The sequence below is a fragment of the Streptomyces abikoensis genome, assembly GCF_014648775.1.
GTDB classification, from domain to species: Bacteria; Actinomycetota; Actinomycetes; order Streptomycetales; family Streptomycetaceae; genus Streptomyces; species Streptomyces abikoensis.
The window spans coordinates 1,513,522-1,535,213 of the sequence record NZ_BMRT01000001.1 but is presented as its reverse complement, the minus strand read 5'-3'; the positions used below and the strand labels follow the sequence as shown (position 1 = coordinate 1,535,213).

The window sequence follows — 21,692 nt, the reverse complement described above, 5'->3', positions numbered from 1 at the left end:
GACGACCGCCGGCCGCCGGACCGCGAGAGCCCAGGGAGCGCAGACACCGTGCAAGGCATCGCCCCCAAGGGTCCTTCGACCCACACGCCCCAGCTGGTGCAGCGTCCGCCCGAGCAGCGGCGCGGCGGTGGCGCGCGCCCCCAGGGGCCGCAGCCCGTGCACGAGGCACTGATCTGCGTCTCCCTCCCGGCGCTCGCGATCTCCCGGGCGCACGGGCAGCTCACCGGGCACGGCCTCGACGGGTTCTACCGGAGCGGCCGCAGGCTCCTGGGCACGTGCCGAGTGCGGATCGCGGGGGTCGAGCCGATGCCCGTGCAGGGTCGGATGGTTGGCGCGGACCGCGCCCGCTTCGTCGGCACGGTACGCACCCCCGTCGACGCCGGGCCGGATCCGGCCGTCACCGTCGAGCGGCTGCGCGACGCCGAGGGCGTGGAGCGGATCGTCGTCCGCAGTTCGGCGGCGCAGGAGCTGACGCTGCCCGTGGAAGTGGCCCTGGGCACCGACCTCGCCGAGCTGGCCGCGATCGCCGCCGGGGCCGCCGGGCCCGAGATCCCCGCCGATGTGCACGCCTCCGGGCTGCGCTGGTCGGCTCCCAGGCTGCACGCGGTGGTCACCGCCGACCCGGCCCCGGACGACGTCCTCGCCTCGGCGGGGCTGCTGTGCTGGGAGATACGGCTGCCGCCCGGGGGCAGCCGGAGCATCGAGCTGCGGGTGCGCCCCGAGTTGCCAGGCCGCCCGCACGCGGCCGAGTCGGCGACGCACGGCCGGGGCGGGGCGGCGCCGCCCTGGGGAGAGGCCGAGGCCGACGGTGACGACCCACGGGTCCCGGCGCTGCTGGCGACGGCCCTCGGCGACCTTCGCGCGCTCCTCGTGCGCGATCCCGTCCACCCGGGCGACGCCCACCTCGCCGCCGGCATCCCCTGGCGATGCGGCCAGCTCGCCCCCGCCGAGGCCCTCTGGGCGGCCCGGATGGCCCTGCCCCTGGGCGTCCGGCTGGCCGCCGGCACGCTGCGCACGCTGGCGCGTACACAGATCGCCGGCCCGGGCCCCGACACCGGCAGGATCCCCGGGGCGCTACGGCACTCGGGCGCCCATCTGCCCCCCGGGTGCACCGGCGTCGAGGCGACCCTGCTGTTCCCCGTCGTCCTCGCGGAGGCCCGCCGCTGGGGGCTTCCGGAGCAGGAGACCGAGGCCCTGCTGCCCGCCGCCGAGAGGTGCCTGGAGTGGCTGCGGGCCGCCACCGGGGACCGGGTGTACCTCGCGGACCCGGCGCCCGGCGGGCCGTACCGCTGCGAGGTCCAGGCGCACGCCCACCGGGCCGCGTCCCTCGGGGCCGACCTGCTGGAGGCATACGGCCGCCCCGGCGCGGAGGGGCTGCGCGAGTGGGCGGCGGTTTTGCGCCGCCGTTTCCGGGAGGACTTCTGGTCCGACGACCCCGGTGGTGGGCGGCCCGTGGCCGCGCGCACGGCCGACGGCCGGCTGATACCCCACCTGGGCTGTGCGGCGGCCCACCTGCTGGACACGGGGCTGCTCGGAGCGGGGGAGTACGGCCCGGGGCTGCTCGACAGGGTGCAGACCGAGCAACTCGCCCGGCTGCTCGGCGGGCCCGCCCTCGACTCGGGCTGGGGGCTGCGCAGCCTGGGGGCGAAGGAACCGGGGCACAACCCCTTCGGGCACCGCGGGGGCGCCGTACGGGTCCATGAGACGGCGGTCGCCGTGGCCGGGCTGATGACAGCCGGATACGAGAAGGAGGCCACCGGGCTGCTCCGGGGGGTCCTGGACGCCTCCGAGTCCTTCGGCCACCGGCTGCCGGAGATGTACGCGGGGGATCAGCGGACCACGGGCGGAGCGCCGCTGCCGCACCCGGCGGCCTGCCGGCCCGCCGCCGTCGCCGCCGCCGGCGCGGTCCAGCTGCTGACGGCCGCGGCCGGGGTGCGTCCCGACGTCCCGGCGGGCGGGGTGACGGTCCGGCCGCCGCGCTCGGCGCCGCTCGGGGAGCTGCGGTTCACCGGGCTGCGCGTCGCCGAGCGGCCGTTCTCCGTACGGATCAGCAGGCTCGGGCTCGGCATGGTCGAGGAAGCCGCGGCCGGACTGCAGCTGGGGGTGTGAGCGGATGAGCGCCGGGTTCGTGGCCGGACCGCTCATGGGGAGAGCGGAAGAGCCTGTTTATCGTCAGGAAGACGACTATGATCACGGCATGCCCTACGACCCGTCGGCCTTCCCGCCCTTCGCAGTCACCGTCGACCTGGTCGTGCTCACCGTGCGGCGCCACGCGCTGTGCGCGCTGGCCGTCCGCCGCGGCGAGCCCCCGTTCCAGGGTCGATGGGCCCTGCCCGGCGGGTTCGTGCGGGGCGACGAGGACCTGGCGACGGCGGCCGCCCGTGAGCTGGCCGAGGAGACCGGGCTGCAGGCCCACGACCCGGCGGCGCCCGCGAACGCCAACGCCGCGCACCTCGAACAGCTGGCCACGTACGGCGACCCCAAGCGCGATCCCCGGATGCGCGTGGTGAGCGTGGCCCACCTCGCGCTCGCGCCCGACCTGCCGGCCCCGCGCCCGGGCGGCGACGCGCGCAGCGTGCGCTGGGCTCCCGTCGAGGACCTGCTGGACCAGGAGGTCGGGTACGGGCGCGAGGGCGAGCAGGCGGCGCCGCTGGCCTTCGATCACGCCCGCATTCTCGCGGACGGCGTCGAGCGCGCCCGGTCGAAGATCGAGTACTCCTCGCTGGCCACGGCCTTCTGTCCGCAGGAGTTCACGGTCGGCGAGCTCCGGCGGGTCTACGAAGCGGTGTGGGGCGTCGCACTGGACCCGCGGAACTTCCACCGGAAGGTCACCGGCACGCCGGGCTTCCTGGTGCCCACGGGCGGGACGACGACACGCCAGGGCGGGCGTCCGGCGCAGCTCTTCCGGGCGGGCGGGGCCACGCTGCTCAATCCGCCCATGCTGCGGCCCGAGGCGTAGCCCAGGAGCTCGCGGGGGTAAAAAAGGGGGGGCAAAAGGCGGTGGAGTTCACGGCCCTCCGACGCCCCGGCGCCGCCGCCGGAGGGGACACGCGACGGCGGGCATCCACAGTGCGTAGCAAATAGGACATATCGGGTTACGGTGCTGCGGTACGGTCCCGCCGTCCCGCGAGTGAAGCCATGATCCAGGCCATCGGGCTGACCAGCCTCTCCCGTCGCCACCAGCCCCCCGCCGTCGACGACCTCACCTTCGAGGCCCGCCCCGGGCGCGTCACCGTGCTGCTCGGCGAGCCCGGCTCCGGCAAGACCGCCGCCCTGCGCCTGATGCTGCGACTCGACCCGGGGCGCGGCGTCGCCCTCTTCCGCGGCCGCACCCTGGACCGGATCCCCCACCCCGCCCGCGAGATCGGCGTCCTCCTCGGGGACGTCCCCGGCCACCCCGGGCGCACGGCCCGCGGCCATCTGCGCATGCTCTGTGCCGCGGCCGGGGTCCCCGCCGAGCGCGCCGACGACGTTCTCGAGGTCGTCGGCCTCAGCGGCCTCGCCGATCAGCGCCTCGGTGACTTCTCGCTCGGCATGGACCGCCGCCTCGGCCTCGCCTCCGCCCTCCTCGGCGACCCCCACACCCTCGTCCTCGACGAACCCGCCGGAGGGCTCTCCCCCCGCGAGACCGCGTGGCTCCACGGACTCCTGCGCGGCTATGCGGCCCAGGGCGGAGCCGTCCTGGTCACCTCGCGCGACCCGGCCGAGGCGGCCCGCATCGCCGACCAGGTCGTCACCATCGACAAGGGACGTCTCGTCGCCGACCAGGACGGGGCCGCGTTCTCCGGTACCCGCCTGCGTCCCCGTGTCGCCGTCCAGTCGCCCCTGGCGAACCGCCTCGCCCACGTCCTGGCCGAGGAGGCGGACTCGGCGGACGAACGGCCGGGCGACCCTCCCGTCGAGGTCGTGCGCGAAGGGGGCAGCCGCCTCTTCGTCTACGGCAGCAGCTGCGCCGCCGTCGGCGAGACCGCCTACCGCCACGGCATCCTCGTGCACCGCCTCGCGGAGGAGACCGTGGACACCGGCCCCGTCGCACCTCTGCGGCGCGCCGACGGCCGCGGGTCCGGCGCCACGGCCGACGAGGACGCGCCGGACGGACCCGCAGAGCCGGAGGCCGCGCCCCGCTCCGGCCTGCGGCGCCGGCTCCCCGCCCCGAGCCCGGCGTGGCCTCTGCGATACGAACTGCGCCGCGCCACCGGCGTACGCACCGGCTGGGGCGTGGCGGGCGGGGCGCTCGCCATCTCCGTGCTCACCTCCGTCCTGCTCGCGCGCGCCGGAGCCGCCCCGGCACCGCGGCTGCTCGCCGGCTGGCCGCTCTGGCTTCCCCTGCCGCCGGCCGCCTTCGCGGCCGGTCTCCTGGGCGCGCTCTCCTTCGGCCAGGAATTCCGCTACCCCGCGCTCGCCCCCGACCAGGGCACCGTGCCGCGCAGGCTGGGGCTGCTCGGCGCCAAGCTCGCCGTCTCGGGGGGAACCGCCCTGCTCCTCGCGCTGACCGCGCTCGGCCTCGACTCCGCCGCCCTGCGGATCCTCTTCGGCCCGGCCGTCCCCCTCCTCCCCGGGGGCTGGGCGGCCGCGCTGGTGGGCTGGGCCTGCCTCGTCCTGGGGTGCGCCTGGGCGGGACTGCTCGCGGCCGGGCTGTTCCGGTCCACCGCGCTCGGGCTGGTGGCGGTCCTCGCGGTGCCCACGCTGGTGGTGCCCGTGCTCGGTGGCGCGCTCTCCCGGCCCGAGGCCCGGTCGCTGATCGGCCTGCCGGAGCGGCTGCGCTCGGCGGCCCTGGTGCGCTGGCCGTCCGGGCTCGACCAGGGGATCGAGGCGGCGCTGCGCCTGATGTCCCAGCCGGTCGGCTGGGCGCTCGCGCTGTCGCTGACGGGGCTGCTCGGCGCGTATGTGCTGACGGTGATCCGCGGGCGGCCCAGGTGAGCGCTGTGCTAGTGCGCCTCGCCGGTCCGGAGAGAACGCAGAGTGACAATCAGCCCGGAGGGCCTGCGGAGAAATCGGCGAGGGAGTCACTCTCCGCAGTCGGTCCGCCCAGGGAGGCGCCCGATTCTGGCTATTTGAGCGTCAATTGCGAGGTAATGGGCGATCACCCTTTCGTGTGCTTTTCACCAAAGACCTCAAGGGCCTTCGAGGTGTCGCCGACAAAGGAAGCGTGAGTACCCTTGCGCACACCATGATGACCGCGGCTCGCCCCGCCGACTCCGGCCTCGCAGGCCCGGGCGAGCTTGACCGTTACTCCTACGCGGACGCCCCCGGGGCCGACCGCGGTGCCTCGCCCGCCTGGGACGGCGACACGGAGCTCAGCCGCGTGGGCCGCCGCGCCGCGGGCAGCCGTGGCCGCGGGCTGCACGGCCAGCTCGTACAGCAGCTCGGCCAGATGATCGTCTCCGGTGACCTGGGCGCCGACCGCCCGCTGGTCCCGGAGGAGATCGGGCAGCGCTTCGAGGTCTCCCGCACCGTCGTCCGCGAATCCCTGCGCGTCCTCGAGGCCAAGGGCCTGGTCAGCGCCCGCCCCAACGTGGGCACCCGAGTCCGTCCCGTCAGCGACTGGAACCTCCTCGACCCCGACATCATCGAATGGCGGGCCTTCGGTCCGCAGCGCGAGGACCAGCGCCGGGAGCTGTGCGAGCTGCGCTGGACGATCGAGCCGCTGGCCGCCCGGCTCGCCGCCGGCCACGGCCGCGAGGACGTCCAGCAGCGCCTCGCCGACATGGCCGAGATCATGGGCCACGCCCTCGCCCAGGGCGACTCCCTCACCTTCACCCGCGCCGACGCAGAGTTCCACTCCCTGCTCCTCCAGGTCGCGGGCAACCGCATGCTGGAGCACCTCTCGGGGATCGTCTCGGCGGCCCTCCACGTCTCCGGCGCCTCCACCGGCGGCTGCGACCGTCCCACCGAGGCGGGCGTCGGGCAGCACCTGCGGATCGTCGACGCCGTCGCCGCCGGGGACGCCGCGGGCGCCGAGGCGGCCATGCGCCAACTGCTCGTCACCCACCCCGAGGTCGAGCGAGTGGTGCCCGCCCCGCGCGAGCACTGAGCGCGGGACGGACCACGCGGACGGGGCGGCGCGTGCGGGGCCGCTCGGCCGGCGCGTGCGTACGGGGTCGTACGCACGCACCGGGCGAGCCGCTCCGCGCGGCCGCCGACGGCGGCAGAGGTCACGATCTGTCCACTTCAGGGGCCTTTCACCCTGTTTTGGGGTGTGACTCGGGCCACGAGGATTGGGCGTAACGCTCCTTGTGACAGCGCGATGACTAAAGAGGTGGTGGCCGCGGAGGGAATACGCGCCTCGATGGAGGTGCTGACTTCTCCGCACTACCGCCCGCGCGCCGTCGGTTCATCCTTGCCGACGGTCGTCGGCCCGGTCCAGAGCGGACGGGGCCGGAAGCCGTTTCCATCGTTCCGAGAGGTTGTTCGTGTCGGCCAGCACATCCCGTACGCTCCCGCCGGAGATCGCCGAATCCGAGTCTCTGATGGCGCTCATCGAGCAGGGAAAGGCCGAGGGGCAGATCGCCGGCGACGACGTGCGTCGGGCCTTCGAGGCTGACCAGATTCCGCCAACCCAGTGGAAGAACGTTCTGCGCAGCCTCAACCAGGTCCTCGACGAGGAGGGTGTGACGCTGATGGTCAGTGCCGCAGAGGCGCCCAAGCGCACCCGCAAGAGCGTCGCAGCGAAGAGCCCGGCGAAGCGCACCGCCACCAAGGCCGTCTCCTCCAAGACGGTCACGGCGCGGCAGTCCTCCGTGTCGTCCACGTCCGCCCAGGGCGCGTACGGCGACGAGACGGACGAGGCCGTGGCGCCCGCCAAGAAGACCGCCGCCAAGAAGGCGACGGCCAAGAAGACGGTGGCCAAGAAGACCGCCGCCAAGAAGACGACGGCCAAGAAGACGGCCGCCAAGAAGGACGCCGACGAGCTCCTCGACGAGGATCTCCTTGAGGAGACCCCCACCCCGGGCAAGGGTGAGGAAGAGGACGAGAGCGGCGAGAACAAGGGCTTCGTCCTGTCCGACGAGGACGAGGACGACGCCCCGGCGCAGCAGGTCGCGGTGGCCGGTGCCACCGCCGACCCGGTGAAGGACTACCTGAAGCAGATCGGCAAGGTCCCCCTGCTCAACGCCGAGCAGGAGGTCGAGCTCGCCAAGCGCATCGAGGCCGGTCTGTTCGCCGAGGACAAGCTGGCGAACGCCGACAAGCTGGCCCCGAAGCTCAAGCGCGAGCTGGAGATCATCGCCGAGGACGGCCGGCGCGCCAAGAACCACCTCCTGGAGGCCAACCTCCGTCTGGTGGTCTCCCTGGCCAAGCGCTACACCGGCCGCGGCATGCTCTTCCTGGACCTGATCCAGGAGGGCAACCTCGGTCTGATCCGCGCGGTGGAGAAGTTCGACTACACCAAGGGTTACAAGTTCTCCACGTACGCGACCTGGTGGATCCGCCAGGCCATCACGCGCGCGATGGCCGACCAGGCCCGCACCATCCGTATCCCGGTGCACATGGTCGAGGTCATCAACAAGCTCGCGCGTGTCCAGCGCCAGATGCTCCAGGACCTGGGCCGCGAGCCCACCCCGGAGGAGCTGGCCAAGGAGCTCGACATGACCCCGGAGAAGGTCATCGAGGTCCAGAAGTACGGCCGTGAGCCGATCTCCCTCCACACCCCTCTGGGTGAGGACGGCGACAGCGAGTTCGGTGACCTCATCGAGGACTCCGAGGCGGTCGTGCCGGCCGACGCGGTCAGCTTCACCCTGCTCCAGGAGCAGCTCCACTCCGTCCTGGACACCCTCAGCGAGCGCGAGGCCGGCGTGGTCTCGATGCGCTTCGGTCTCACCGACGGCCAGCCGAAGACGCTCGACGAGATCGGCAAGGTCTACGGCGTGACGCGTGAGCGCATCCGTCAGATCGAGTCCAAGACGATGTCGAAGCTGCGTCACCCGTCGCGCTCCCAGGTCCTGCGCGACTACCTCGACTAGTCCTGACAGAGCGATAGATCGATCGCCGTGGGGCCCGGTTCCTCTTTCCGAGGGGCCGGGCCCCGCTGTTTCCCGGGATGCGGTGACCGGCGTGCGGGGTGACGCTGGGTAGGCAAAGGATTTCGCTCCGTCAGGAGGCTGTGTATGCGCGCCCTGAGGTACCCGCTGATCGGAACAGCCGTGCTGCTGCTCGCGGCACCGCTGCCGGTGCGGGCGGGGGAACGCGGGGTCATCGGCGGGCAGACCGTGAAGGTCGCGGACGTGCCCTGGACGGTGGCTCTGGCGAGCCGTGAGCGGTTCGGCCCCACGCGGTCGGGCCAGTTCTGCGGCGGTGCCCTGGTGAGCCGTTCGACGGTCGTGACGGCGGCCCACTGCCTCAGTCGTGAGGTGCTCGGCGTCGAGATGTCCGAGGCGAAGGACCTTCGGGTGATCGTGGGGCGCGACGACCTGCGCGGTGGGGCCGGGAAGGAGATCGCGCTCAAGGACGCCTGGGTCAACCCCGCCTTCAACCCCGAGACGAATGCCGGGGACGTGGCCGTCATCACCCTGGCCGAACCGGTCGCCGACAAGACGCCGATCGCCCTGGCGAAGGAGGGGGACGTGGCCTATCAGCCCGGGACGGAGGCGGGCGTCTACGGCTGGGGCGACATGTTCGGCAACGGCGCCTACTCGCCGACGCTGCGGGGCGCGCGGGTGGCCGTCCTGGAGGACGCGATGTGCCGGCAGGCGTACCCGGGCGGCCCCGAAGGGGTCTACCAGCCGGCCACCATGCTCTGCGCCGGGCTGCCACGCGGCGGGCGGGACGCCTGCCAGGGCGACAGCGGGGGACCGCTGGTGGCGCGGGGCCGCCTCGTGGGGCTGGTGTCCTGGGGGAGCGGATGCGCCCAGGCGGGCCGTCCGGGGGTCTATACGCGCGTCTCCGCGGTCGCCGCGCTGGTGTGGGCCCACAGCATCGACCCGGCTCCCGCGGCCCCTCCTCCGGCCGCTCCGCCGCCCGCGCAGCCTTCGGTGGCCCCGCCCGTGCGGCCGCCGGCCGCACCGTCCGCGTCACCGCAGGTGGCGCCGCCCGCACCGGGGTCGGGGAAACGCCCGGGCAGGAGACCTCTGTGAGCCCGGTGGCGGTGCCGTCGGGAGGCCGGCGGAGGGTACGAGAGCGGGCGGCCTCCCCGGTGGGGTGGCCGCCCGCGGCTGCCCGGCCCTGGATGGCCGGACCTCGCTCGTCGTCGGATGCGATGTGTCAGCGCTGCACCGCGCGGACTCAGCGGTCCTCGTCGGACGCGGACGCCGGCACGGCGGTGAGCCGCTCCGTCTCGTCCTGTATTTCCGCGGCGATCTTCTTGAGTTCTGGCTCGAACTTGCGGCCGTGGTGGGCGCAGAAGAGCAGTTCACCGCCGCTCATGAGAACGACGCGCAGGTAAGCCTGAGCGCCGCACCGGTCGCAGCGGTCAGCGGGCTCGCGGGGGTCAGAACAGTAGTCACGTCGCCTCTTCTCTAGCTCGACGAGCTGTCGTACCAGGGTCAACATCCAACCAGGCCGAAAACGTTCCCGCTCGTGGCTTTTCCTCGAAACTTCCTTTCGAGTGGGGCCGGACCTTGACGTTTGGCGGCGAATGAGCCGTATCGCGTGGGCTTACGGTTTCACGTCGCTGGGGGTTGTCGTCCTCCCGGCCGGCTTGCCGGGTTGTTCTTGAGGACGTGCCCGGAGCCTAAATGGTTCATGCCTCGAAGGGAACGTGATGTGCATGTCACTCCATCGAGGTATCGAACGTCTGATCGAATCTCGATTAGCATGGTTGTTCTCAAGGGTGGCGGCACAAAGGCTCTACCTGGCCTCGGTACCCTCTGAACGGCAACCGAGCCACCCTTGTGCCCCACTCGGGCCAGACAGAAATTCAGCGAGGAGCGAACCGCGTGACCGCCGAGACGTCCGTGCCGTCCACTGCGTTGCTGACCGGGGCAGACCGGGACGGATCCAACTACACCGCTCGGCACCTGCTCGTCCTCGAGGGCCTGGAGGCCGTCCGCAAGCGGCCCGGCATGTACATCGGGTCCACGGACAGCCGTGGCCTGATGCACTGCCTCTGGGAGATCATCGACAACTCCGTCGACGAGGCCCTCGGCGGGTTCTGCGACCGCATCGAGGTGATCCTCCACGACGACGGGTCGGTGGAGGTGCGGGACAACGGCCGCGGCATCCCCGTGGACGTCGAGCCCAAGACCGGGCTGTCCGGTGTCGAGGTCGTGATGACCAAGCTGCACGCCGGCGGCAAGTTCGGCGGCGGGTCGTACGCGGCCTCCGGCGGTCTCCACGGTGTCGGCGCCTCCGTCGTCAACGCGCTCTCCGCGCGGCTGGACGTCGAGGTCGACCGGAACAGCAGGACCCACTCGATCAGCTTCCGCAGGGGCGTCCCCGGCATCTTCACCGAGTCGGGCCCGGACGCGCCCTTCGACCCCTCCGGCGGCCTGCTCAAGGGCAAGAAGGTCCCCAAGACCCGCACCGGCACCCGCGTCCGCTACTGGGCGGACCGCCAGATCTTCCTCAAGGACGCCAAGCTCTCCCTGGAGACCCTCTACGGGCGCGCCCGGCAGACGGCCTTCCTGGTGCCCGGGCTGACGATCGTCGTCCGCGACGAGCGGGCCCTGGACGGCGGGGAGATCACCGAGGAGACGTTCCGCTTCGACGGCGGCATCAGTGAGTTCTGCGAGTTCCTCGCGCAGGACAAAGCCGTCTGCGACGTGCTGCGGCTGTCCGGGCAGGGCACCTTCAAGGAGACCGTGCCGGTCCTCGACGACCGGGGCCACATGACCCCCACCGAGGTCACCCGCGAGCTCGGCGTGGACATCGCCCTGCGCTGGGGCACCGGCTACGACACCACGGTCAGGTCCTTCGTCAACATCATCGCCACCCCCAAGGGCGGTACGCACGTCACCGGATTCGAGCGGTCGATCACCAAGACGGTCAACGAGGCGCTCCGCTCGGCCAAGCTGCTGCGGGTCGCCGAGGACGACGTCGTCAAGGACGACGCCATGGAGGGGCTCACGGCGGTCGTGACCGTCCGGCTGGCGGAGCCGCAGTTCGAGGGCCAGACGAAGGAGGTGCTGGGCACCTCGGCCGCCAACCGGATCGTCGCCAACGTGGTGGCCAAGGAGCTCAAGGCGTTCCTGACCTCCACCAAGCGCGACGCCAAGCAGCAGGCCCGGGCCGTGCTGGAGAAGGTCGTGGCGGCGGCCCGCACCCGTATCGCCGCCCGCCAGCACAAGGAGGCCCAGCGGCGGAAGACCGCGCTGGAGTCCTCCTCGCTCCCGGCCAAGCTGGCCGACTGCCGCAGCGACGACGTCGAGCGCAGCGAGCTGTTCATCGTCGAGGGCGACTCGGCCCTCGGCACGGCCAAGCTGGCGCGGAACTCGGAGTTCCAGGCGCTGCTGCCGATCCGCGGCAAGATCCTCAACGTCCAGAAGTCCTCGGTCTCGGACATGCTCAAGAACGCCGAGTGCGGCGCGATCATCCAGGTGATAGGAGCAGGGTCCGGCCGGACGTTCGACATCGACGCCGCGCGGTACGGGAAGGTGATCTTCCTGGCCGACGCCGATGTGGACGGCGCGCACATCCGCTGCCTGCTGCTGACGCTGTTCCAGCGCTACATGCGGCCCATGGTGGAGGAGGGCCGGGTCTTCTCGGCCGTGCCCCCGCTGCACCGGGTGGAGCTGACGAACCCCAAGAAGGGGCAGGACAAGTACATCTACACCTACTCCGACAGCGAGCTGCGGCAGACGCTGATGGAGCTGGAGCGCAAGGGCGTCCGCTACAAGGAGAGCATCCAGCGCTACAAGGGTCTGGGTGAGATGGACGCCGACCAGCTCGCCGAGACCACGATGGACCCCCGCCACCGCACCCTGCGGCGGATCAACATCAGCGACCTGGAGGCCGCCGAGCGCGCCTTCGACCTGCTGATGGGCAATGAGGTCGCGCCGCGCAAGGAGTTCATCACCAACTCCGCGGCCACGCTGGACCGCTCGCGCATCGACGCCTGACGGCCCGGCGCGCCCGCCGCGCGACACTCGATGTCCACCCCCGGGTGGAGAGACCACCTCCACCCGGGATCCACCCCGGACCCACCCGTGCTCCGATACGCGCCGGGAGCCGACTCCGTAGCGTGGAATCCGTGGCGATCGAGAACTGGATTGAATGGCCCGCCCGCGAGGCGCTCGCCAAGGTGGGCGTGCCCCGGCGGCGCCAGGTGATGACGTGGGTGGTGCGCGTCGTCCTGGTGGGCGCCTTCCTGTGGGGGGTGCTCCGCGAGGACGTCTTCCACGGATGGGGGTACGCCGCGCTCGCGGTCGGCTTCCTGCTCTGCGCCGCCGCGGTACGGGGGTGCTATCTGACGACGCTCGCCATGCGGTTGGGGCCCTCCGTGGCGCTGCTGGGCGTGCCGGTGCTGGTGGGGGTGGCCGCGGAGGCGGCCGGCTCGCACGCCGCGGCGACGGGGCTGTGGTGCGTCAGCGCGGCCATCGCCGTGGAGCGGCTGCCCCTGGGTGCCGGGCTGGCCTTCGCGGGTGTGGCGCTGGGGGCGTATGTGCTGGCCCTTCACGACCGGTCGGCGACGACCGCGGTGACGGTCGTGGGCGTGCTGCTGATCGGGTACTCGCTGCGGCTGGACGAGGAGGCCCGGGGGGCCGGATTCCGGTTGCTGGCGCAGGAGCGGGCCGCGCGGCGGGCCGAGGCGGAGTCGGCGGCGCTGGCCGAGCGGGCCCGTATCGCCCGGGAGATACATGACGTGCTGGCGCACAGCCTCTCCGCGCAGTTGGTGCATCTGGAGGCCGCCCGGCTGCTGATCGAGAGCGACGCCGACCGGCAGCGGGTCCTGGAGCGGGTGTCGGCGGCCCGGGGCATGGCGCGCCAGGGCCTGGCCGAGACGCGGCAGGCGCTGTCCGCCCTGCGGGGTGAGCTCACACCGGTCGAGGAGTTCCTGCGGGAGGTCGCGGCGGCGGAGGGGGCGCGGCTGGAGATGGCGGGGGAGCCGCGCGGGCTGCCGGCGGAGGCGGGGCTGGCCGTGCGGAGGGTCGCGCAGGAGGCGCTCACCAATGTGCGCAAGCACGCGCCCGGTGCCCGGGTGGAGATGCGGTTCACCTATCTGGAGCGAGAGGTGGAGCTTTGGGTGAAGGACAGCGGAGCGCGGGGCACGGTCGAGGGGCTGGCGGCCTCCGGCGCCGGGTACGGTCTGCTCGGGATGAGGGAGCGCGCCGAACTGCTCGGCGGCACGCTGGAGGCCGGGCCGGCCGGATCGGACCAGGAGGGCTTTGTGGTGTGTCTGAGGGTGCCCACATGACGGGCGGTACGAGCGACGGGGCGGGTGGGCCGGATGGACCGGGCCGTGCCGTCGGGGAGGGGAGCGCGGGGCCACGGGCGGCGCGGGTGGTGGTCGCCGACGACCAGACCGTGGTGCGCGAGGGGATCGTGATACTGCTGGGCCTGCTGCCGGGGATCGAGGTCGTGGGTTCGGCGGCGGACGGGCTGGAAGCGGTGCGGCTGGTGGCCGAGCACGCGCCCGACGTGGTGCTGATGGATCTGCGGATGCCGCGGTGCGACGGTGTGGAGGCCACCCGGCGGATCCGCGCCGAGTACCCGGCCACCCAGGTCGTCATCCTGACGACCTACGCCGATGACGACTCGCTGTTTCCCGCCTTGCGGGCCGGGGCGCGCGGCTATCTCACCAAGGACGCCGACGGGGAGGAGATCGTCAGGGCGGTCGCGCATGTGATGTCGGGGGAGGCGGGGCTGTCCCCGAAGGTGCAACTGCGGCTGCTGGAGCGCCTTTCCACGGGCGTGGTCCAGCGTCCGTCGACGGCCCCGGGGCTTCCTCGCGAGCTTCCGGACGGGCTGACGGCGCGCGAGGCGGAAGTCCTCTCACTCGTCGCCGAGGGGCTGTCCAATGGCGAGATCGCCCGCCGGCTCCAGGTCAGCACGGCGACGGTGAAGACCCATATCAACAACCTCTTCGCCAAGACCGGGGTGCGCGACCGGGCCCAGGCCGTGCGGTACGCCTTCCGGCACGGCATCGCGAGCCCTCCGGAGACCTCCCTCTCCTGACGGGCGGGCTGACGGGGCTGATGGGGCGGACGCGGCCGACGCGTTGACGAGGTGTCACCGTGCGGACCAGGCGTAGCGGTGCTCGGGGCGGCCCGTCTCGCCGTACTTGAGCGTCAGGCTGAGCCTGCCCGACTCCTCCAGCCGCTTGAGATACCGCTGGGCGGTCGACCGGCTCAGCCCCGAGCGCTCCGCCACCTCGTGCGCCGACAGGGGCCGTGAGGCGTCCGAGAGCACCCGGCGGATCAGATCGGCCGTCGGCGCCGAGTGACCCTTGGGCAGGGGCGTGGTGACGGCGGCGGTGCGCAGGGTGCCGAAGATCCGGTCGACCTGGTCCTGCTCCGCCTCGTCGGCGCCCTCCAGGGTTCGCCGCAGCCGCGCGTACGCCTCCAGCTTCACCCGCAGCCCCGGGAACGTAAAAGGTTTCACCAGGTACTGGAGCGCGCCATAGCGCATGGCCGTCTGCACGGTCGCGACGTCACGGGCCGCGGTGACCATGATCACGTCCGTGTGGTGGCCGAGCTCCCGGATGCGGCGGATCAGCGACAGCCCGCTCTCGTCCGGCAGATAGTGGTCGAGGAGCACCAGGTCGATGCCTCCGCGCTCCAGCAACGCCAGCGCCTGTGCGGCGTTGTGGGCCGTGGCCCGCACCCGGAATCCCGGCACGCGCATGACATACGCGGCGTTGATCTCGGCGACACGGAAATCGTCGTCCACGACCAGGACTTCGATCATCTGCTCACTCCTTCGAGGGATCGTGTGCCCGATGCCAAGGGGTGGAGGGCGTCCGGCAGCTCCACGGTGAAGACCGCGCCGCCGCCGTCCCGTTCACCCGCGCGGGCCGAACCGCCGTACCGTTCGGCGAGCCGCCGTACGAGCGAGAGGCCCAGCCCCCGGGGGCGGTTGGGCGCGGCCTCCTTGGTGGACCAGCCGTCGGCGAAGACCAGTTCGCGCACCTCCTCCGGGACGCCGGGGCCGTTGTCGGAGACGGTGACCACGGCCGTCGTGCCCTCCGCCCGGATCCCGACCTCCACAAAGGCGTCCGGACGGTACCGCCCGGTGGCGTCCAGGGCGTTGTCCACGAGATTGCCGAGCACGGTGACGAGGTCCCCCGGCTCCACCACCCGGCCCGGCAGGTCCGACTCCTCGCTCACCCGCAGCGCCACCCCGCGCTCCGCGGCGACCGCGCTCTTGCCCACCAGTAGCGCGCTGACCAGCGGCTCGTGGACCCGCTCGGTCACCTGCTCGGCGGTGGCCCGGTGGGCGCCGGTGACCTCGGCCACGAAGTCGACCGCCTCCTGGTACATCTCCAGTTCCAGCAGCCCGACGAGGGTGTGCAGCTGGTTGGCGTGCTCGTGGTCCTGGGCGCGCAGCGCCTCCGTCAGCCCCCGGGTGCCGTCCAGTTCACGGCCCAGCTGCTCGAGTTCCGTACGATCGCGGAGCGTCGCCACGGTTCCGCCGTCGGTGGTGTCCATCCGGTTGACGACCAGGACCCGGCCGTCCCGGACGGTGAGCAGGTCCGTGCCGGTGACCCGGCCCGCCAGGACGTCGGTGGTCCGGCCGGGCGGGAGGGCGGCGTCCAGCGGCCGGCCGAGGGCGTCCGGGCCGATGCCGAGCAGCCGTCGCGCCTCGTCGTTGATGAGCCGGACCCTGCCCTTCCGGTCGAGGGCCACCACCCCCTCGCGGATGCCGTGGAGGATGGCCTCGCGTTCGTCGAGGAGGGCGGATATCTCCGACAGCGCGATGCCGCGGGTGCGTTTGCGCAGCCGCAAGGAGACGGCCAGGGCCGCCAGCGCGCCGACCGCCAGCGCCGCTCCGGCGTGGGTGAGGATGCTGGGCAGGGTGTGCAGCAGGATGTCGCGCACGTCGTCGTAGGCGATGCCGACGGAGACGGCGCCCACGATCGCGCCCTCCGGCCCGCGCAGCGGCACCTTGCCGCGCGCCGAGCGGCCCAGGGTGCCGTTCTCGATGCCCGTCCACTCGCGTCCGGCCAGGGCCGGGCCCGGATCGGTGCTGACGTGCCGGCCGATCTCGGCGGGTGTGGTGTGGGAGTAGCGGATGCCCCGGGTGTCGACGACCACGACGTAACTGGCGTCCGTCGCCAGGCGGATGCGCTCGGCGGCGGTCTGCACCGGTCCGTCGGGGCTCGGCGGCCCGGCCAGGATGTCATGGGCGAGCCCGGGCTGGGCGGCGGCCGCCTCGGCGATGGCCAGCGCCCGGCGTTCGGCCTGCTCGTCCAGCTGGGCGCCCAGGGGCGCGAGGAAGAGACCGGCGGTCAACGCGGTGACACCGGTGGTGATCAGCAGTTGGACGGACAGGGCCTGGGCGAAGACACGCCGGGGCAGCCGGGGGCGCATGTACGAGCCTTTCGCATTCCGGGCCATGGGTGTGTACCGAACGTAGCCGCACGATGGCCTCTTGTGTCACCCCCGTGTCACTTTCGTTGTTCTATCGCGAGCAAAACGAGCAGAACAGGCTTCGTACGCTGAAGTCGCACAGCGCACACAAGACTGCCGCTGTGGCGCACGCCACTCCTAGCCTCCAGCACCGGTCGCCCCGCACGGGCCGCGGGGCCGGACACCCGGGAGCGGAGGCGCCCTATGAACAGCGGGAACAGCGGCAAGCCAGGGGAGAACCCCGGCGGCACACCACGACCGGACGCGGCGCCGGCGATCGAGCTGCGTGGTGCGACCAAGGTGTTCCGCACCCCCTCGGGGGCGGACCACACGGCCGTGCGCGATCTCGACCTCACCGTCGCCCAGGGCGAGTTCGTGGCCGTCGTCGGCCCGACCGGCTGCGGCAAGTCCACCACGCTCACGCTGGTCAGCGGCCTGGAGGAGCCCACCGAGGGCGAGGTGCTGGTGGGCGGCGAGCCCGTGACCGGCATCCGGACCGAGGTCGGCTTCGTCTTCCAGCAGGACGCGGTCTTCCCCTGGCGGACCGTGCTGTCGAACGTGATGGCGGGCCCGCGCTTCCGCGGGGTGCCGAAGGCGGAGGCGCGCGAACGGGCCCGTGACTGGCTGGGCCGGGTGGGGCTCGCGGCGTTCGAGGACCGCTATCCGCACCAGCTCTCCGGCGGCCAGCGCAAGCGCGTGGCGCTCGCCCAGACCTTCGTCGGCGACCCGGCGATCCTGCTGATGGACGAGCCGTTCTCGGCGCTGGACGTACAGACCCGGGCACTGATGTCGGACGAACTCCTGGAGCTGTGGGGCGGTTCGCGCCCCGACGGCCGGGCGGCGGCCTCCGTCGTCTTCGTCACCCACGACCTGGAGGAGGCCATCGCGCTCGCCGACAAGGTGGTCGTGATGACGGCCGGGCCGGCCACCGTCAAGGAGGTCTTCCCGATCGACCTGCCCCGCCCCCGGAGGGTCGAATCCGTGCGCCTGGAGCCCCGGTTCATCGAGATCTACCGGGAGATCTGGTCCTCCCTCGGCGAGGAAGTCCGTATCACCCGGGAAAGGGGTGCCGCTCATGTCGCCTGAGACCATCGCCGCCACCGTCGTCGCGCAGAAGCGCCCCCAGGGGCGCACGGAAGCGCGGGCACGTGCGGCGCGCAACCACAAGCTGAAGGTCCTCGGCGCGCGCGTCCTGCTCCTCGCCGTCCTGCTGGGCGCCTGGGAGGTCCTGGCCCGTAACGACGTCATCGACGCCTTCAACTTCTCGATGCCGTCGAAGGTCTGGGACCAGATCGTCCAGTGGACCCTCCACGGCACCCCGCAGGGCCCCCTCGGCGAGCAGATCGCGTACACGCTCTACGAGGCCCTGCTCGGCTGGATCGTGGGCGTGACGGCCGGAGTGGTCCTCGGCATCGTCCTCGGCAGGGTCCGCTTCCTCGCCGACGTCCTCGGCCCCTTCATCAAGGTGCTCAACGCGCTGCCCAGGATCGTCCTCGCGCCGGTCTTCCTGATCTGGTTCGGCCTCGGCCCCGCCTCCAAGGTGGCCTCGGCCGTGGTGCTCGTCTTCTTCCCCGTCTTCTTCAACGCCTTCCAGGGCGCCCGCGAGGTGGACCGCAACCTCGTCGCCAACGCCCGGATCCTGGGCGCGAGCGGCCGCCAGGTGACCCTCCAGGTCGTCGTCCCCGCCGCCACCTCGTGGATCTTCACCAGCCTCCACGTCAGCTTCGGCTTCGCGCTGATCGGCGCGATCGTCGGCGAGTACATCGGCGCGGACAGGGGCATCGGCCTGCTCGTCTCCGCCTCCCAAGGCACCTTCAACACCGCCGGGGTGTACGCGGCGATGGCCATCCTCGCCGTCGTCGCCCTGCTCGCCGAGGGGCTGCTGACCTTCCTGGAGAAGCGGCTCTTCCGCTGGAAGCCCGCCGCGCCCGGCGAGCGCTGAACCCCACCGCGCACCATCCGCCCCACCCCCCTCGACCTGACCATAAGGAACGGAAAATGCGTACCTCCGCCAAGTTCTCAGCGTTGGTCGTCGCCGGAGCGATGTGCCTGTCCCTCTCCGGCTGCGCCGACGAGTCGTCGGCCGACACCTCCGGCAGCGAGTCCCTCAAGGGGGACGTCGTCAAGATCATGGTCGGCGGCCTGGACAAGGTCATCTACCTGCCGGCGGTGCTCACCCAGCGCCTCGGCTACTTCCAGCAGGAGGGCCTGACCGTCAAGCTCCTGAGCGAGCCCGCCGGCGTCCAGGCCACGACCTCCCTGCTCTCCGGTGACGTCCAGGGCGTCGTGGGCTTCTACGACCACACCCTCGACCTCCAGGTCAAGGGCAAGAAGGTGGAGTCGGTGGTGCAGCTGGCCCAGACGCCGGGCGAGGTGGAGGTCGTCTCCACCAAGGCGGCGGGCGACATCGTCTCCCCCAAGGACTTCAAGGGGAAGAAGCTGGGCGTCACCGGACTCGGCTCGTCCACCGACTTCCTCACCAAGTACCTGGCGGTGAAGAACGGCGTGGACGTCAGCGACGTGACGCCCGTGGCGGTCGGCGCGGGCCAGACCTTCCTCTCCGCCCTGGAGAAGGGCGCGATCGACGGCGGTATGACCACCGACCCGACCGTCGCCCAGGTCCTGGACAAGAACCTCGGCAAGGTCCTCGTCGACATGCGCACCCCGGAGGGCTCCAAGGCGGCCCTCGGCGGGCTCTACCCCGCGTCGAGCCTCTACATGAGCAGCGACTGGGTGAACAGCAACAAGGAAACCGTCCAGAAGCTCGCCAACGCCATGGTGAAGACCCTGAAGTGGATGTCCGAGCACACGCCCGAGGAGATCGCGGCGCAGATGCCCGCCGACTACGCCAAGGGCGGCAAGGACCTGTACGTGAAGTCGATCCGCAGCACGCTGCCGATGTTCACCAAGGACGGCGTGATGCCCGCCGACGGGCCGAAGACCGTGCTCCAGGTGCTCAAGTCCTTCAACCCGAACCTCAAGAACGCCTCGGTGGACCTGGAGAAGACCTACACCACGGAGTTCGTCAAGAAGGCCGGCTGACCCCGGCCGGCCGGGCGGTCAGCGGGGTGATGGCGACGACGTCCATCCGGGCCGGCGTGCCGAGCGCCCGGCCGCAGCTCTCGGGCCGGGGCGGCGCCGCGGCACCCTGCTCGACCTCGACCCGCCAGGCGCGCCCGTCCGTGTGCGCGACGGTCACGGACCAGCGGGGCGCGGCCCCCTCGGTCCCGGTGACGTCCAGGGCGTCCGCGCCCTCCTCGCCGGTCAGCGCGCGGACGGCCAGCTCGGCGGCCTGCCCGGGGCGCTCCCAGGCGGAGCGGCCGCGGCAGTGCGCGGTGGTGATCCTGCCGTCACGCGCCGCCTCCAGGGCCTCCTTGACGGCGTGCGCGGTGGCCCGCCCGTAGGCGTAGCCGTAGGGCAGGACGAGCAGGGTGGGGGCGAAGCGGTGGCCACCGAGGTGGGTGACCTCCCAGACCTCCGTGCCGCCCGCGGCGGCCAGCTCGGCGGCGAGCGGACGGCCCAGCAGGGCGCAGCAGCGGTCGCGCTTGGCGTTGGTGCACACCAGGGCGAGCGGATCCCCGTCGTACGGCTCCCACAGCCCGCCGTGCTCGCCGGCGCCGAGCGCCGCGAAGTCCAGCCCCAGCAGTGCGGCCGGGTCGGTGAGGGTGGTCGTACGGATCCAGGAGCGGCCGGGCGCGGTGTGGGCCAGGAAGATCCGCTGGAGGGACGGCTCGTGGCAGTCCGCGTGCCGTCCGGGGCGGCGGATCAGGGCGATCCGCACCCCGGTGCCCTTGGCGGCCTCGTCGAGGGCGCGGCCGACGGCGGGGTCGAGGTGGCTGGAGATGAGCGCGTTCGCGCCCCAGGGGCCGGGCTGCTCGATCAGCAGCCAGGTCCGCGCCGGTGCGGCGGTACCGGCCAGCGGCTCGGTCAGCTGTCGGGAGGCGGTCGCGCACGTGCTCACATAGGTGAGCCTAACCTGACCGGGGCCGGTCCTGCGCGCCGAGGCCCTCCTATCCTGGGTCGGGCGGTGGACCCCGGTCCGTCCGCCGCGGTGGAGCGACGAGGGAGGCTTTTTCTTGGCCAAGCGACAGATTCCGGTCATCGTGCTGGCGGGATTCCTCGGATCGGGCAAGACGACCCTGCTCAACCACCTCCTGCGACACAGCGGAGGCACCCGGATCGGGGCGGTCGTCAATGACTTCGGCAAGATCGAGATCGATGCGATGAGCGTCGCCGGCCAGGTGGACTCCATGGTCTCCCTCGGCAACGGCTGCCTGTGCTGCGCCGTGGACGCCAGCGAGCTGGACGGCTTCCTGGACCGGCTGGCCCGCCCGGCGGCCCGCATCGACGTGATCGTCATCGAGGCCAGCGGGCTGGCCGAGCCCCAGGAGATCATCCGGATGATCCTGGCCAGCGACAACGACAGCGTCGTCTACGGCGGGCTGGTCGAGGTGGTCGACGGGGCGGAGTTCTCCGCCACGCGCGAACGTCACCCGGAGCTCGACCGGCACGTGGGCATCGCCGACCTCGTGGTCCTCAACAAGGCCGACCGGATCGGGGACGAGACCCGCGAGAGCCTGCTGGAGACGCTCGCCGGACTGGCCCCGGGTACTCCCGTCGCCCCGGTCTCCCACGGGCGGATCGACCCGGAGATGCTCTTCGACCGCAAGCCCCGCGAGGACCACCTGGAGGCCGTGCGCCAGCTCTCCTTCGAGGACCTCCTCCTCACGGACGACGAGCACGATCACGACTACGACCACGATCACGAGCACGGCGACCGTTGCGGGGAGGGGTGCGGCCACAGCGGCCATCTCCACTCCGGCTACGAGAACGTCGAGTTCCGGTCCGACACCCCCATGAACCCCCGGCGGCTCATGGACTTCCTCGACAGCAGGCCCGAGGGCCTCTACCGCATGAAGGGCTTCGTCCACTTCGGCGTGGCCGGCCACCGCGACAAGTTCACCCTCCACGCGGTGGGCGATTTCCTGCGCTTCTACCGGTCGCCGTGGGCGCGCTCCGAGGAGCGCGTCACGCAGATAGTGATGATCGGCAGGGGCATCGACGCCCACGCCCTGCGGGAGGGACTCGAAGGCTGCCGGGACACGGCACCGGCAGAGACCGAGGAGCACAGCATGTGGGGCGTCCTGCGCTACGCGCAGGACTGAGATGCACCCGGGCTTGAGACGCATCCGGGCTTGAGGTGCGCGCAGTCCCACGTGCGGAGCCGCGCGCACCTCAAGCCCCGAAGGT

16 protein-coding genes and 1 pseudogene are annotated in these 21,692 nt (G+C 72.4%); 13 read left to right on the top strand and 4 right to left on the bottom strand.

Annotated elements, in window-relative coordinates:
• Window positions 1-96: 96 nt before the first annotated feature.
• The 6 genes from IE096_RS06655 to IE096_RS06630 all read left to right on the top strand — a co-directional run bounded on the left by IE096_RS06655 (window position 97) and on the right by IE096_RS06630 (window position 9,071).
• Window positions 97-2,109, top strand: coding sequence for a glycogen debranching N-terminal domain-containing protein (locus tag IE096_RS06655; protein ID WP_444544780.1), 2,013 nt, complete (start codon window positions 97-99; stop codon window positions 2,107-2,109).
• Window positions 2,110-2,197: 88 nt separating this feature from the next.
• Window positions 2,198-2,959 carry an NUDIX hydrolase gene (locus IE096_RS06650; protein ID WP_189449293.1) on the top strand — a complete coding sequence of 254 codons (762 nt, stop codon included), beginning with the start codon at window positions 2,198-2,200 and terminating at the stop codon, window positions 2,957-2,959.
• Between the two features lie 179 nt (window positions 2,960-3,138).
• Complete coding sequence (locus tag IE096_RS06645) at window positions 3,139-4,920, top strand: ABC transporter ATP-binding protein (protein WP_189449291.1); 1,782 nt, start codon at window positions 3,139-3,141, stop codon at window positions 4,918-4,920.
• A 175-nt stretch (window positions 4,921-5,095) separates the two neighbouring features.
• The gene (locus IE096_RS06640; protein WP_308430319.1) at window positions 5,096-6,034 is read left to right on the top strand and encodes a FadR/GntR family transcriptional regulator; all 939 of its coding nucleotides are present in this window, start codon (window positions 5,096-5,098) and stop codon (window positions 6,032-6,034) included.
• Window positions 6,035-6,413: 379 nt separating this feature from the next.
• Window positions 6,414-7,961, top strand: coding sequence for an RNA polymerase sigma factor (locus tag IE096_RS06635; RefSeq protein WP_189449280.1), 1,548 nt, complete (start codon window positions 6,414-6,416; stop codon window positions 7,959-7,961).
• A 144-nt stretch (window positions 7,962-8,105) separates the two neighbouring features.
• Window positions 8,106-9,071 carry a S1 family peptidase gene (locus IE096_RS06630; protein WP_189449278.1) on the top strand — a complete coding sequence of 322 codons (966 nt, stop codon included), beginning with the start codon at window positions 8,106-8,108 and terminating at the stop codon, window positions 9,069-9,071.
• 148 nt (window positions 9,072-9,219) lie between these two features.
• Here IE096_RS06630 and IE096_RS06625 read toward each other — a convergent pair.
• A pseudogene (locus IE096_RS06625) lies at window positions 9,220-9,440 on the bottom strand (DUF7455 domain-containing protein).
• A gap of 432 nt (window positions 9,441-9,872) precedes the next feature.
• Between IE096_RS06625 and IE096_RS06620 the strand changes: the two are divergent.
• From IE096_RS06620 to IE096_RS06610, 3 genes are all read left to right on the top strand, one after another.
• Window positions 9,873-11,993 (top strand): DNA gyrase/topoisomerase IV subunit B, encoded by a 2,121-nt coding sequence (locus IE096_RS06620; RefSeq protein ID WP_189449276.1) that lies wholly within the window; start codon window positions 9,873-9,875, stop codon window positions 11,991-11,993.
• 137 nt (window positions 11,994-12,130) lie between these two features.
• On the top strand, window positions 12,131-13,288 hold the full coding sequence (locus tag IE096_RS06615) for a sensor histidine kinase (RefSeq protein WP_373298040.1): 1,158 nt from the start codon (window positions 12,131-12,133) through the stop codon (window positions 13,286-13,288).
• On the top strand, window positions 13,285-14,049 hold the full coding sequence (locus tag IE096_RS06610; RefSeq protein ID WP_189449274.1) for a response regulator transcription factor: 765 nt from the start codon (window positions 13,285-13,287) through the stop codon (window positions 14,047-14,049). The genes IE096_RS06615 and IE096_RS06610 overlap by 4 nt, the downstream gene beginning before the upstream one ends.
• A gap of 54 nt (window positions 14,050-14,103) precedes the next feature.
• On the opposite strand, the gene IE096_RS06605 is transcribed toward IE096_RS06610, so the two are convergent.
• Both IE096_RS06605 and IE096_RS06600 read right to left on the bottom strand, forming a co-directional pair.
• Window positions 14,104-14,781, bottom strand: a complete 678-nt coding sequence (locus IE096_RS06605) for a response regulator (protein ID WP_189449272.1) — start codon at window positions 14,779-14,781, stop codon at window positions 14,104-14,106.
• Complete coding sequence (locus IE096_RS06600; protein WP_189449704.1) at window positions 14,778-16,403, bottom strand: sensor histidine kinase; 1,626 nt, start codon at window positions 16,401-16,403, stop codon at window positions 14,778-14,780. Before IE096_RS06600 ends, IE096_RS06605 begins: the two co-directional genes overlap by 4 nt.
• A gap of 243 nt (window positions 16,404-16,646) precedes the next feature.
• Here IE096_RS06600 and IE096_RS06595 point away from each other — a divergent pair, with 243 nt between their 5' ends.
• The 3 genes from IE096_RS06595 to IE096_RS06585 are packed head-to-tail and all read left to right on the top strand — an operon-like array spanning window position 16,647 to window position 19,484.
• Window positions 16,647-17,528, top strand: coding sequence for an ABC transporter ATP-binding protein (locus tag IE096_RS06595; RefSeq protein WP_229819960.1), 882 nt, complete (start codon window positions 16,647-16,649; stop codon window positions 17,526-17,528).
• Entirely contained in the window at window positions 17,518-18,384 is an 867-nt protein-coding gene (locus IE096_RS06590; RefSeq protein ID WP_189449269.1) for an ABC transporter permease, read from the top strand. Before IE096_RS06595 ends, IE096_RS06590 begins: the two co-directional genes overlap by 11 nt.
• A 56-nt stretch (window positions 18,385-18,440) precedes the next feature.
• Window positions 18,441-19,484: an ABC transporter substrate-binding protein gene (locus IE096_RS06585; RefSeq protein WP_189449267.1), complete on the top strand. Its 1,044-nt coding sequence runs from the start codon at window positions 18,441-18,443 to the stop codon at window positions 19,482-19,484.
• Here IE096_RS06585 and IE096_RS06580 read toward each other — a convergent pair.
• Complete coding sequence (locus IE096_RS06580; RefSeq protein WP_189449259.1) at window positions 19,468-20,403, bottom strand: ferredoxin family protein; 936 nt, start codon at window positions 20,401-20,403, stop codon at window positions 19,468-19,470. The two genes, IE096_RS06585 and IE096_RS06580, sit on opposite strands and share 17 nt — an antisense overlap.
• Window positions 20,404-20,518: 115 nt before the next feature.
• On the opposite strand from IE096_RS06580, the gene IE096_RS06575 reads away from it, so the two are divergent.
• Window positions 20,519-21,607, top strand: coding sequence for a CobW family GTP-binding protein (locus IE096_RS06575; protein WP_189449256.1), 1,089 nt, complete (start codon window positions 20,519-20,521; stop codon window positions 21,605-21,607).
• Window positions 21,608-21,692: the final 85 nt, after the last annotated feature.